The organism is Mucilaginibacter sp. P2_A4 (genome assembly GCF_056405015.1).
Map to the genome: position 1 here is coordinate 251690 of NZ_JBFUCX010000008.1, position 13434 is coordinate 265123.

Genomic DNA, 13434 nt, shown 5'->3' on the forward strand with positions numbered 1-13434 from the left:
AGATGTGCAACCAAAATAACACACCATGCGTCTAAGGTTATGGAAGAACAGATCAACAGTACGCAAATCAATATCAAGCTATGTTATCAACATCATTGAAACTATCCCTGGGCACATTAATCATGGTATTACTGTTACAGCCTTGTTACTGCCAGGTAAAAAGCACATCGCCAAATCCTTTTACTGATAAAGACATGGTTTCATGGGATTACAGCTCAAAAGTGATTGGAGAAGATTATACGATATATGTACATTTCCCTCCCGGATACGATACAACCAAAACAAAATACCCGGTACTGTACATGACCGATGGCGACTGGAACATGACCGTTGCCATGAACTGCTTTAATATGCTGAGGCAGGATTATGAAACCACCGAAGCCCTTATTATAGGTATTGGCTACGGCAGCAGGCCAAACAAACGAAACCGCGACCTTGACCCAAAAACCGGCGGACCAAATTTTTTATCATTTATTGAGCAGGAAGTAATCCCTTTTGTGCAAAGTAAATACCGGGTAAATGATAATAAAGCTTTATATGGCTACTCCTTTGGCGGTATGTTCACTACTATGGTGCTGTTTCAACATCCGGGCTTATTTAACATGGTGTTCATAGGCGCACCGGGGAACAGCGGCAGCGAGTTGATACCATCGGCACAAAAATATTTTGCCAGTAATAAGGACCTTAACTGTAAGGTGTTTGCCGGCGTAGGGTCCTACGAGCACGAAACGGCCCGAAATATTGAGCTATTTAAAAGCTACATGGAAAAGCAGAACTGTAAAAGTCTTGAAATTGCAACGGCGATAACCCCTAACGCGGGTCACGGTGCGGCGTTGGCACAGGTAATGCAAAACGCAATAGCCTTTGCCTACTGTAAAAAACACAAAGTAACCCCGGTACCGGTAAAGGAGCTTGAGCAATATACCGGCGATTATACCATAACTGATAACGCCAGGGATAAATTTAAACTATACCTGGAGGGTAATAAACTTTACTTTAAGCAGAATGACCAATTACCTATTGAATTTGCTCCGTATGCAAAGGATTCGTTTTTTATGCAGGAGAATGAAAGGGCTGATATTACCTTTAAAACAGCCGGGGGTAAAATGTACATGTTGTTTAGCTTCCCCAATGAAAAACCAACACGACTGGATAAAACCAAATAGCTTATGATGATCTTTAACTAAGCAGGGCCTTAGTTATTGAATAACCAGATCCCTGAATAACTGAATATGCCAGCTATTTTTAAAAGGCACTTCCCATTTGCTTTCCAGCTCGGTTAAGTTTTGTACCATGTTGTTGTAAACAATGGTTTCGGTATTTATTTTGCCTTGTTTAAGCATATCTTCAAACGCATGGCGCGGCAATGATAAAATCTCCTCACCATCGCGATAAGCCAGGTTAAATCGATCAAATAAATTGATGTTAAAATGCTGCTCTATCTGCTTCATAAAATGAACCGATTTATCAATTGAGCATCCGCTGGCGCCAGCCTGGCTTTCGTCTACAATCAAAATCAAAAAACGATTGTACCGCACCTCTCCTTTGGCCTTTAGCTGGTTGTTGTGAGCCGTCCAACCAGTGGCAAATTTATCAAGCTCCTGCTGGATCAGAAATACTTCCTGGTCGGTTAATTTTTTATCGGCCTGGTATATCCAAACTCTTGATTGTTGAGAAAATTCCATTTGCAAAAATATCAATTTATTAACTTCGGGTTACATTTTGTTGTCATGAAAACATCAATCTTGCAACCAATTAAAAAAAACACGGTAATTATAGCAATATTGGCCTTCAGCGGCTTCATTTACGGGTTTAAACCGGGTATCGATGAACTGGAATGGCTAAGCTGGAGCAATAAATGCCTTGTTGAATCATATAACCCTGCACCTGATATCCAGCTAAAAAAGTGGGAGATCACCCTTACTAACGATTACTTTTTGCGCTTAAGAAAAACTTATCCACATGGCCGGCAGGAGTATTTTTCATTCAATTTGCACCGGCTCAACAACGTTGAATACCAGGGAAATGACACAACAGGAACCCTCAAATTAAGTACAATAAACGACGATATTATTGTACAAACCTATGAAGACCCCAAGGGTGATATTGACTCCATGGCAACCACTTTAGAATTGCCGGTAAAGAACATGAGCCCGGTACGTTTAGATAGCCTAAAAAACGCCCTAAATTATTTTAAGATAAAAGGTTCATAAACCATTGGCCCCCACCGGAGGTCGCCAATATTAAGCAATGCTTAATAATTTATTCAGGCGATTCGCTGATCTCGCCTATAAATTCACTTATACTACTGTAGTTTTTAAACGCGATGGCCGAATTAATAACGCTTAACCGGTTAAGAATATCAAGCGCCACCTGTAAAGCATCAATTTCTTTTCCAAGCATATTTGCATCCCAGTTAATGCCGGCCAAAGTTTCATTCTCGGCCATACCCACACACCAGCTTTCTAAAAATTCTGCCAATGGAATTTCTGTCGGAACGTAACTACGCCAGTCGTCCCTGGCACAAATTTTAGCATAAGCCCTTTCCGACCAAAATGGCACCACAGTAACTTCTTCATTATCATGCGAATGAGAGTTTGCCCATCCTGTTTTGCTCATTAGCGCCCACACCAGTTTTGTGGCTGCTACTCTTTCTATAAATAATTGATACTTTGATTCAATTGCTGCGGTATCCTGTAACATATCTTTTTTATTAAAAACAATCATTTAATCATTCTCTGCCTCCATTAAACTATTCCAGAGAGCAGCACCATCCCAAACATCAATAGCCCCGACAGCTCACATTCATTGAGCCCGCCTCTGCGCAGGCATTACAGGCGATACAAGGCCCACCATTCCTTCTCGACAGGAAACAGCACCATAGAAAGCATAATCCCCTCACAGCCCCCTTTACTTGCCTAAATGAGCTAACACATACCATAGTCGCCCGCTCACGGATATACACTTCAAAAAAGGCAATGAATAAAGCCTGTTCAATCATGATACCTGCATGGTAGCTTTTCAAAGTTAAATTCAATTGTTGATACACAGAAATGTTTTTAAAGTGAAAAAAAATAACAAAAGCTAAGTACCTGATTTATTGAAAGATTGTTCAAAATATGCGACTATAGCGCTATAAATTCAAACTTTTTTCAAAAAATAATTTCCAAACTCGAAAAAGAAAACTACATTTGCACTCCCGAAAAGAAGGTATCATAGCTCAGTAGGTAGAGCAAAGGACTGAAAATCCTTGTGTCGCTGGTTCGATCCCAGCTGATACCACAGAAACAGAAATCCTCTTAGTTAACGCTAAGGGGATTTTTTGCGTTTAACCGCCTTTCCTGACATGCAACGACTTTTTTGAGATCAGTCCGAAAATTCACATCGCCCCGTATCTAATTAGATGGTTTTTTCTCTTTAAATAAATCATTAACAAGCTTTTAATGATTTACTAACAAATTGCTTATCATATATATTATTTGTAAGTTTATGTAATCAATTGTATTATTTATGGTGGTAAAATTTTAGGCATTTATTTTGTCCTTACTTGGCTTTTTTATTAAATAATTAAGTTATCAACCGCCAAAAAGAACCTCCACCAGACGAAATAAATTTCTATATCATATTAAAACTTAAACATTATGAACAAGATTTTAATTTTTGCAGCTTTATTTAGCTTATTGATTTTGGGATGTAAGAAAAAAGAGAAGTCTCCTGAGGCAAGCCTGTCGGGTGCGTATGAACTTGAAAAACAAGTGCTCGATCGAGGAGGCAAAGACTCTACTATTAAACGAACTCAAGTTAAAATCTATACAGATCGTAACTATGTATACGCCAGTATAGTTCCTGATTCATCTGTTGGGTTTGGTGTTGGCACTTATACACTTGACTCGGCTAACCGACTTAAGGAACATAGTATTTATACCAGCAGAGCGCTTGACTCATCCCTAACCTATAATCTTGAGATTACAAGAAAACCTGGTGGTTATACCCAAGTCATTCCCGACTTTGCCACAGTAAAAGGTGTAAAATATGCATTGAAAGAAGATTATAAAAAATTCCCGCCAGCGGATAGCTCAGTGCTTGATGGTTTGTGGAAAATGGAAAGAACCTATACAATAAAAGGCAAGGACACGATCCCAACTGATGTAACGCAGTATAAAATATTCTGGGGAGGACATTTTATTTTCATACACAGGTTCCTTCAGAATAAGGAAAAAAACATCTTTAAAAATGGATTTGGTACTGGGGTATTTACTTTTAGTAATGATACGCTTAGGGAAGAAGAGCAAATATCAAATTACCGGCTTCTTCAGGGTAATAAATTTACTGTTAAAGTCACGATGAATGGTCATGACGAATATACCCAGGTGATTAATAGTGCAACAAATGGCCAATCTGTAGAAATATACAAGCGTGTCAAATAAAAATTCCTTACTTAACCTTGTGTCACTGGTTCGATCCCAGTTGATACCACACTTTCAAAAGCTTCTTAGTTAATTCTAAGAGGCTTTTTTTATGTTGTTAAACGCCGCTGTAAACTCCAAACGCAGTTTTCGGGGATCAAGTGGAATTCTGGGGGGCTAGGTTTCTAAGCATAGATATTAACTAAGCGGAAAAGAAAGAAAATAGTGTCTCTAACACCTCTGAAAGTGGCCGGAAACGCTTTTAGGTATAAAACAATGATATTGCGGCTTTAATGGAAAACCTCTCCCATTCCATGTAATGACTTAACCGAGTTTGCAATTCTTCTAAAAAACGGTTCGAATTCTTTCCAATCTGAGCAGAAGAACTAATTCGAGATTTTGTTAAAACGCAATAAGCGAACCCCCATTAGGTAAGGCATGATAAAAGGGATAGCGGGAACAGCTGCCAGATAGCCAGCTGTAGAGAACGGTTCCGGTATGGTTGGTGGTAAAATAACCAACACGATACCTATAAATGCAATGACAAGATACCAGCAACTGGCGCGGATGCTCAGAATGTGTGTCTTTTTGAGCGCAACGGCGAAAAGAATTGTGGCTAAGTAAATTGAGGCTACCTCAACAACAGAAATCACGTAAAAAAACATTTTGACGGGCGGATACCAATCCGGCCTTTTACCCACCGGCAATGTTACAAAAAACCGAAAGACATCCGTAAGATAATAGCCCCAGAAAGCCATATTCAGTATAAATAGTGGGATGGCAATCCCTAAAACCGTAAACCCTAAAATTGAATATATGTGTTCTCCTTGATCTTGCAATTTTGTCTTCAGTAGAGCGAAACCCATTAGTGCACTGATGCCCCCGAACATCAGGATGGTGTATCTAACCTGTTGCTCTGCAGAAGCTGCCAGCCACCCCACCATTGTAGCTGGCGGTGGTCCCATACCGGCGAAAATAGAGAATAGCATCCAAGGAATAATTAGGAGTAAACCAGCACTGATCCAGCCTTTGGATTTAATTTCCCCGGCATTTGGCATACGTTTAGTAAGTTGCCTAACCGCCATAATTATCAAACAGATATTTACGGCCCATAAAGGTAAATATATAAGAAAACTTACCTTCCCTATACCGAATCCAATTGCTGCTACTATCGGTGGTAATAGGTATAAGTAAATCAATCCTAATTTTTGCAATCGGGTCATAGCCTTCAATAACTGATCAATAAATTTATAAACTTTTATTAAACTTAACTAACTGCTGGGCTATGGCTTGAACTTTCTCCATCATTTAATAAACTTTTAAAAATAAAAACAAATTTTAACGATTAGAATTTAGGAAATCCATAATCAGACAAGAAATAGTTCGAGATTTTTAAAATAGCCCATACACCTTCAAAAGTGCCGTCAGAAATTCCAAACGCCTGTATCTTTTTTTCAAGAACCCAAATAACAAAACTCTTACAATCAAACACTTAAAAGATACTATCAAATTCTATTATCGGTAGCAGCCTATCAAAAGTCAGCAAATAATTCATTAATTTAGCTTCTGTATCGGCTGGATATTATATCACGCCTTACTCCAATAATAAATCGTTAGCGATTAGGGAATTGTCATTTGCCAACTGTAAATAACCTGCGAGTGTTATGTTTCAACAATTCTACGAGCCGCATCCGGCCTTAAAAGAGTTTGTAAACAACATCATGATTCATGAGGTAAAGTTTGAGGCGGCAAAAAAAGTGCCCAATTTTTCTATTCCACCGCTTCCCGAAAACTGCTTATTCTTTTATGTAAGGGATGTTGTGGAGGCGGAGTGCGTACCCACAAAAAAAAGGGAAACGCTTTCATCATCCATCATAACCGGCCCCCAGGTTAACAGACAAATTATCATCCCGGGAGGGCATCATTTGATGATAAAGGTGGGATTCCAGCCCGGTGGCTTGTATCGTTTTTTAGGTATCCCAATGAATGAGCTTTTATGCAATGATGCATTTGATGCGCTGGATCTGCTGGGAAATGAAATGAACGAAATAAACGAAAGACTATGCGAAGCTGGTTCTTTTTCCGAAATGAAAATGATTGTTGAAGGTTTTCTGCTAAAACGTGCAGGAAAACTAAAACAGATCTTGCCCATTGATCGTGTATTTCCGCGGATTATAAAAGAACGCGGATTACTTAAAATAGACCAGCTGGCATCCCACGCCTGCTTAAGCACCCGGCAATTTGAAAGGGTATTTCAACAACGGATAGGCTTATCGCCCAAACATTTCTCCCGTTTGGTAAGATTTGCCCAGGCCTGGATTATTAAAGAACAACAGCCTGGCATTAGCTGGATAAACATTGCGAATGAATGCGGATATTTTGATCAGATGCACCTCATACGCGACTTTCATGAATTTGCAGGCGTCAACCCCTCATCGATTGAAGCGGATCTTTTAAAATCACCCACGAAATTTTTTAACCGACTCTTCTGCTAAGACGTCGTTTTTGTACTATGTGTTTCCCTTCTTTCGGGGATACTTTTACATAAAAACAGTTAGTTATGAAAAAGGCACTTACAACAACCATCTGCTTATTGATAAGTGGGCTCATATTTGCTCAGGATCGCACCAAAGATGAAGCAGCCATCGACAAGCAGGTTGATGCTATGATATATAGTTGGAACAATCATAATTATGATGATTTGAAAAACTATACTACAGAAAATACCGATTGGGTAAATGTGGTAGGCATGTGGTGGAAAGGACGAAAGCAGTCACAATATGCACACCAGGTATATCATAATACAATTTTTAAAACAGCGGTATGCGAGAAAACATCTGTTGCCATTCGCTTTGTAACAAATGATGTGGCGATAGCCCACCTATTTTGGCATTTTTCTGACCCGCACCCCGTTCCGTTACCTGACGGGAAAAGCCCCAGTCCGACTGATGGCCTGGCAACCATTGTATATGTGAAACAAAACGGAAAATGGCTAATGGATGCCGCGGAAAATGTTGTAATTGATAAAGGAGCACAACCGTTTGACCCGGTGAAACAAATGCCGAAGGACTAAACGTGATTAATAAATCCTCCGGCTAACACAAAAAAGCTTCTCAGTTAAATTAACGCTAAGTAGCTTTTTTGTGCCATACCTCTAATTGCATTTTGTAAATCTTCTCATCATTGCCTATACTTCAACCATGGCTTTAATAACTCCGTTGGCCGGGTTTAGCCAGCTTTTAAACTGATCTTTTACTTCATCAAATGATACCCGGTGCGTAATATAAGTTTGTGGATTAACCTGCCCGCTTTTCATAGACCTGATCACGTGCTCAAAATCCTGCCGGGTAGCGTTGCGGCTGCTCATCAGGGTGGCCTCGCGTTTATGAAACTCCGGGTGACTAACTATAATATCGCCCCGCTGCAAACCTACCAGTACATACCTGCCACCATGTGCAAGGTATTGGAAAGCACCATTTATGGCGTTTTGATTGCCGGTTGCATCAATTACCACGGTAGGCATATCGCCGTTGGTAATTTCATTTAATCGTGCCAGGGTATCTTCGTCCTTTACGTTTATGGTATGGGCAATTTTCAGGTTATCCTTGCAAAAAGCCAAACGCTGCGTGTTTACATCGGCAGCTATTACCGTTGCCCCTGCTATACGCGCAAACTCCATAATACCCAAACCAATTGGCCCCGCGCCAATAACCAGTACAAACTCTCCGGGTTGTACTGCGGCCCGCCGTACGCCATGCGCACCTATAGCCAATGGTTCAACCAGTGCCAGCTCATCAAAGCTAAGCCCTTCGCCATGCACCAGTAAACGGGAGGGTACCTGCAGGTATTCGACCATGCCGCCATCAGTGTGTACACCGCAAACCTGTATGTTAACACAGCAATTGGGCTTACCAGAGCGGCAGGCTATACAGTGCCCGCAATTAAAATAGGGTATAAATGTTACAGCTTCTCCTTTTTCAAATCCATCCTCGCCACCTGCATCAAGCAATTCGGCTGCAAGCTCGTGGCCTAACACACGCGGATAGCTGAAAAAAGGCTGCGTGCCTTCAAACGCATGCAGATCGGTTCCGCAGATGCCTATTCGTTTTATTTTAAGCAAAGCATTGCCAGGTTTAAGTTCAGGAACATCGGCAGCGCCGTATTCCAATTGGCCAGGAGTTATACAGGTAAGTATTTTCATTATGTTATTTTAAATAAGAATCAAGAGTTAAGAGTCAAGAATCAAGAGAAAACAACAGTAAGCTAATCTATGCCCGACTCAATAATGTAAAGTTTTTGGAAAACTTTTATATTTTGACGTTTTTGGCTGTCTTGATTCTTGACTCTTGATTCTTGACTCTTAATATTGTTAGTAATTGTAAATCTATTTATAAGGATACTCCGCGTTTCCACGGGATAAAATCGTCCTGGCCGTGCCGTACCGCGCTTACTTCAATTTCTCCGCTAGCTACTTTAATAACATAGTCCAGTATCCTTTCTCCTGCCTGTTCAATGGTTTCGTCACCTTCAACTATGGTACCGGTATTAATGTCAATGATATCGCTCATCTTGTTAAACAAGGTTGTGTTTGTGGCAATCTTCACAACCGGAACTATCGGGTTGCCGGTTGGCGTACCCAAACCTGTTGTAAACAAAACCACATTAGCTCCAGAGCCAACTTCGGCCGTGGTTGATTCCACATCATTGCCGGGTGTACACAGCAAATTCAAACCTGGCTTGGTAACTTTTTCAGGATAGTCAAGCACATCGGCTACCGGCGATGTGCCACCTTTTTTTGCAGCACCCGCTGATTTAATGGCATCTGTTATTAATCCGTCCTTTATATTACCCGGCGATGGGTTCATATAAAAGCCTGATCCCGCTTCTTCGGCACGCTGGCTATAGCTGCTCACGAGGCTGGCAAAACGTTCGGCTTTGTCTTTATCCAGGCAACGGTCTATCAGGTTTTGTTCAACGCCGCACAGTTCAGGAAATTCAGACAAAATAACCGAACCGCCAAGAGTCACCAACAGATCTGAAGTATAACCGATAGCAGGGTTCGCCGAAATTCCGGAAAAGCCATCAGAGCCACCGCACTCCAGGCCAATAACAAGCTTACTTAATGGCGCTGGTTTACGGGTAATTTTGTTAGCCTGCATTAACCCGGCAAGGGTTTGCCGGATGGCCAACTCCATCAGGTCGGCTTCTTTACCGGTTTTTTGCTGATCCAGGATATACAGTGGCTTATTAAATTCAGGCGAGCGTTTATTGATCTCCTCCTGCAAGGTTCTTACTTCTGCATTTTGGCATCCCAGGCTCAATACCGTAGCACCCGCCACATTGGGGTGTGTAATATAACCTGCCAGTAAACCGCATAAGGTAGTGGAGTCCTGTCGTGTGCCGCCGCAACCGCCGGTATGTGATAAAAACTTAATACCATCTACATTAGGGAACAGCTTATTACCTGTACTTTGAGCGGTATCGCCATCAATTTCGGTATATAATACTTCATTGATCTCTCCGCCCGCTTTAATCATACCTATCAGTTGCTGGGCTTTTATCTCGTAGGTTTTCTTTCGTCCATAGCCCAAAGGTTTTACCAGCGCTTCCTGCAATACTTCAATATTGCGATTCTCGCAAAACACCATCGGAACCACCAGCCAGTAATTGGCAGTACCCACGCTACCATCTTCGCGGTGATAGCCGTTAAAGGTTTGGCTTTGCCATTTACTTACATCGGGTTTGTGCCAGTCGGTATGGCTGCTGCCGGTTAAAAAACTGCTGGCCGCATGCACTACATTGCCGGTGGATAGCAAACCACCAACCGGGATAGGACTTTTTGCCTTACCTACCAAAACTCCGTACATAATAATCTCCCCACCTTCTGGAATATCCGCAATGGCAAATTTATGTTTGGCCGGAATGAAGTCAGTTAACGTATAACCATCGCCTTTATATTCAACCTCTTCGCCGGCCTGCAAATCAACCAGGGCTACCAGTACATTATCGGCAGGATGGACTTTTATAATTTGTTGTTTCATTGTTTTAATTTTGATAGTGTAGCAATCCTTTATCCATTATTGATCTGTTTAAATTGCTCAGTCACGGCTGCTGTAAAGCCAGGCAAAGCGCTTAGGTCTGCATCCCACAGGTCTTTACTTTTTAGGATGTTTTCAATTACAACATTACTATCCCCGTTTTCCCAAACCTTTGCGAAATAGGCGGCCTGGCTATCTGTAACTTTATATTCCTCTGCATTAATAGTACCTGTATATAGCCCCTCGTCCCCTGCTTTAACATGCATAAAACGGATAAAGGCAGCAAAACCTAATGCAATACATGCCGGTACCTCATTCTTCAATTTATAATAGTTTAATAATAACGGAATAACCCTCATTTTAATTTTAGTAGAGTACTGTACCGAGATACTTAACCACTCATGCCTGATATATGGATTGCGAAACCTATCCAAAACCTTGTTTGCAAAATCAGCAGCAACTACATCATCAATTTTATATGGAATAGCAGGCCTGATCTCCTCAAACATTAACTGCGTAATAAACTTTGTAAACTGTTCATCACCCATTGCTTCTTTAACAGTTTTAAATCCTGATAAGTAGGCAAACGCACAACAAAGCGTATGTGTGCCGTTAAGCAGGCGCAATTTCAACTCCCTGAACAATTCAATATCGGGCGTTATCACTACGCCTTCATCTGCCTGGTAAAATGATAACACATCTTTTATTTTGCCATCGCCCTCGATAGCCCATAAACTATAGGTTTCGGCCATGATGCCAAGGTTATCGGTGTAGCCATTTTTCGCCTCCAATTCCTCGCCCGAAGCCTTATCCGGTCGCCCTGGTACAATTCTATCCACCAATGAATTACAGAAACTATTGCTATTTTCCAGCCAGTCCATAAAAGCGGGTTCCAGTTTGTTAAGGTGGGCTAGTTCCAATACAATAGCTTCCAGTTTTTTCCCGTTATCAACAATAAGTTCGGTAGGGATAATAACCAGGCCGCTATCCGTACTGCCATTAAAAGCCTGGTATCGCTCATATAAAACAGCGAGTAGCTTACCCGGGAATGAAGCTGGCGGGTGCTTGCGCACATCCTCTTTAACCAGTTTAATACCAACTTCTGTAGTGTTGGATATCACAACCTGCAACTCAGGGCTTTTAGCCACTTCCAAAATTGCCTCCCATTCATTAGCGGCAGATAAAACCCGGCTTATGGCCGATGAGATAATCTGCGTGCTTACTTCCTCCCCATTTACAATGCCCTTTGAATAAATGGTGTACAAATTATCCTGCTTATCAAAATCATCAACTGTGCCTGTATCTGTTGATTTTACCACAACCACCCTGCCGTTAAAAATCCCTGTACGGTTGGCTTTATCAATAAAGTAATCGGGCAGGCCCCTTAACAGCACTCCGGTACCAAATTGCAGCACTTTTTCTGGCAATTCAAATATTTGCTCACCGGGTATTTCAAGTCCTGGTACGTTTATTCTTTTCAGGTTATATTTTGATAAGATCATATTGTTTTTATTGGGGTAATTTTTTAATTAATCATTGTTTTGAAATGATGCTTTTACCGACATGTTTTTTCTACAGATAATTTGATAACGCCTTACAATTGGTAATGGATATTAATTTTGACCATGCCGATAGCATGGAGGCTTAAAATTCCTAAGCAAGATTAATCGCTCTTGAGTACAAAAAAAAGTATCTGGCCAACTAAAACTGCGCAAACGTTTCCGGGAACGTTTGCACGGTTTTAAAAGCTGTTTACAAAAGCATGCTCACACCAGCTTTTTACAAAAAACAGGTATGTAACAAAAAGCCCTAATATTTGAAACTGTTTGGTGTTAACCGTACTTTGCAGGCTCAAAGGACCAAATTATGTTTGAATCTTATACCATTAAGGACATAGCAAAGGCTTTGGGTGTATCAACATCAACTGTATCAAGAGCTTTAAAGGGTAGCTATGAAATAGGCGCCGAAACTAAAAGACTGGTTCAGGAGTTTGCCGAAAAGGTAAACTACCGCCCAAACCCCATAGCATTAAGCCTTAAGGACCAAAAAAGCCATTCCATTGGTGTTGTAGTATGCGAGGTAGCCAATGATTATTTTTCGCAGGCTATTAATGGCATCGAGTCCATTGCTTACAATCTTGGTTACCATGTTATTATCACCCAAACCCATGAATCATTTGACCGGGAAACAGTAAACGTGCAGCACTTACTTTCAAGGCATGTTGATGGCTTACTGGTTTCCCTATCTACTCAAACAACCGATACTTCACAATACAAGTATTTACACGAAAAAGGTTTTCCAATTGTATTTTTTGACAGGGTAGCTACCGATATTAATACCCACAGGGTAGTTGCAAATAACTTTAAGGGGGCATTTGACGCTACAGAACTTTTAATAAACTCGGGCTTTAAAAAAATAGCACACCTTACCAGTTCAAATAATTTATCAATAAGCCACGAAAGATTTGATGGCTTTAAAGCCGCAATGGACAAACATGGCCTGGAATTTAACCCCGGTTATTTAAAACATTGTGAGCACGGGGGTATGATTTATGATGAAATAGAATTTGCCGTAAAAGCCCTGTTAGCTATGGACGACCGCCCCGAAGCTATTTTTATAGCCGCCGACCGGCTTACCATCAGTTGTGTATCTATATTAAAAAAACTGGGGGTCAAAATACCGGGGGATATTGCATTGGCAGGCTTCACCAACTCTGATGTGGTTGAACTATTTGATCCGCCATTAACCGTTGTTCGCCAGCCAGCGTTCCAGATAGGACAAAAGGCTACAGAAATGCTTATTAAAACCATCGAAAGCAAGTGGCCAGTTGAAGAGTTCACCACAGAACGAATGGAGACCGAACTGATTGTTCGGTCATCATCCCAAAAGCTGTACTAAGGTGATTTAATAAAAAAAAGCATCCGCTTCTGAGAATGCTTTTTAATTAACTATTAACTGCTTAAAGAACGAACGAAGACTTTTTATAGTAA

At 40.9% G+C, this 13434-nt stretch carries 12 protein-coding genes and 1 tRNA gene; 7 read left to right on the top strand and 6 right to left on the bottom strand.

The window, feature by feature from the left end:
• The first annotated feature begins 80 nt into the window (after positions 1–80).
• On the top strand, positions 81–1166 hold the full coding sequence (locus AC1DYB_RS16550) for an alpha/beta hydrolase-fold protein (protein ID WP_477436536.1): 1086 nt from the start codon (positions 81–83) through the stop codon (positions 1164–1166).
• Positions 1167–1199: 33 nt separating this feature from the next.
• Here the strand turns inward: AC1DYB_RS16550 and AC1DYB_RS16555 are convergent, their stop codons facing one another.
• The gene (locus AC1DYB_RS16555; RefSeq protein WP_477436538.1) at positions 1200–1685 is read right to left on the bottom strand and encodes an ABC transporter ATPase; all 486 of its coding nucleotides are present in this window, start codon (positions 1683–1685) and stop codon (positions 1200–1202) included.
• A gap of 45 nt (positions 1686–1730) precedes the next feature.
• Here AC1DYB_RS16555 and AC1DYB_RS16560 point away from each other — a divergent pair, with 45 nt between their 5' ends.
• A complete protein-coding gene (locus AC1DYB_RS16560) occupies positions 1731–2213 on the top strand; it encodes a hypothetical protein (RefSeq protein ID WP_477436540.1) in 483 nt (160 codons plus the stop codon).
• Positions 2214–2262: 49 nt separating this feature from the next.
• Here AC1DYB_RS16560 and AC1DYB_RS16565 read toward each other — a convergent pair whose 3' ends face one another.
• Positions 2263–2703 (bottom strand): DUF2750 domain-containing protein, encoded by a 441-nt coding sequence (locus AC1DYB_RS16565; RefSeq protein ID WP_295714301.1) that lies wholly within the window; start codon positions 2701–2703, stop codon positions 2263–2265.
• Positions 2704–3209: 506 nt separating this feature from the next.
• Between AC1DYB_RS16565 and AC1DYB_RS16570 the strand changes: the two genes are divergently transcribed.
• Both AC1DYB_RS16570 and AC1DYB_RS16575 read left to right on the top strand, forming a co-directional pair.
• Positions 3210–3282, top strand: a tRNA-Phe gene (locus AC1DYB_RS16570).
• Positions 3283–3641: 359 nt separating this feature from the next.
• The gene (locus AC1DYB_RS16575; RefSeq protein ID WP_295721712.1) at positions 3642–4427 is read left to right on the top strand and encodes a hypothetical protein; all 786 of its coding nucleotides are present in this window, start codon (positions 3642–3644) and stop codon (positions 4425–4427) included.
• Positions 4428–4792: 365 nt separating this feature from the next.
• Here AC1DYB_RS16575 and AC1DYB_RS16580 read toward each other — a convergent pair whose 3' ends face one another.
• Complete coding sequence (locus AC1DYB_RS16580) at positions 4793–5464, bottom strand: hypothetical protein (RefSeq protein WP_477436542.1); 672 nt, start codon at positions 5462–5464, stop codon at positions 4793–4795.
• A 606-nt stretch (positions 5465–6070) separates the two neighbouring features.
• Here AC1DYB_RS16580 and AC1DYB_RS16585 point away from each other — a divergent pair.
• Together AC1DYB_RS16585 and AC1DYB_RS16590 are read left to right on the top strand one after the other, a co-directional pair.
• Entirely contained in the window at positions 6071–6901 is an 831-nt protein-coding gene (locus AC1DYB_RS16585; RefSeq protein ID WP_477436544.1) for an AraC family transcriptional regulator, read from the top strand.
• A gap of 65 nt (positions 6902–6966) precedes the next feature.
• On the top strand, positions 6967–7479 hold the full coding sequence (locus AC1DYB_RS16590; protein ID WP_477436546.1) for an SgcJ/EcaC family oxidoreductase: 513 nt from the start codon (positions 6967–6969) through the stop codon (positions 7477–7479).
• Between the two features lie 114 nt (positions 7480–7593).
• Here the strand turns inward: AC1DYB_RS16590 and AC1DYB_RS16595 are convergent, their stop codons facing one another.
• The 3 genes from AC1DYB_RS16595 to AC1DYB_RS16605 form a co-directional block, all read right to left on the bottom strand.
• Entirely contained in the window at positions 7594–8607 is a 1014-nt protein-coding gene (locus AC1DYB_RS16595; protein WP_477436548.1) for a zinc-binding alcohol dehydrogenase family protein, read from the bottom strand.
• Positions 8608–8794: 187 nt separating this feature from the next.
• A complete protein-coding gene (locus AC1DYB_RS16600) occupies positions 8795–10447 on the bottom strand; it encodes a UxaA family hydrolase (protein WP_477436550.1) in 1653 nt (550 codons plus the stop codon).
• 29 nt (positions 10448–10476) lie between these two features.
• Complete coding sequence (locus AC1DYB_RS16605; protein ID WP_477436552.1) at positions 10477–11946, bottom strand: tagaturonate reductase; 1470 nt, start codon at positions 11944–11946, stop codon at positions 10477–10479.
• Between the two features lie 364 nt (positions 11947–12310).
• On the opposite strand from AC1DYB_RS16605, the gene AC1DYB_RS16610 reads away from it, so the two are divergent.
• Entirely contained in the window at positions 12311–13342 is a 1032-nt protein-coding gene (locus AC1DYB_RS16610) for a LacI family DNA-binding transcriptional regulator (RefSeq protein WP_477436554.1), read from the top strand.
• Positions 13343–13434 lie beyond the last annotated feature (92 nt).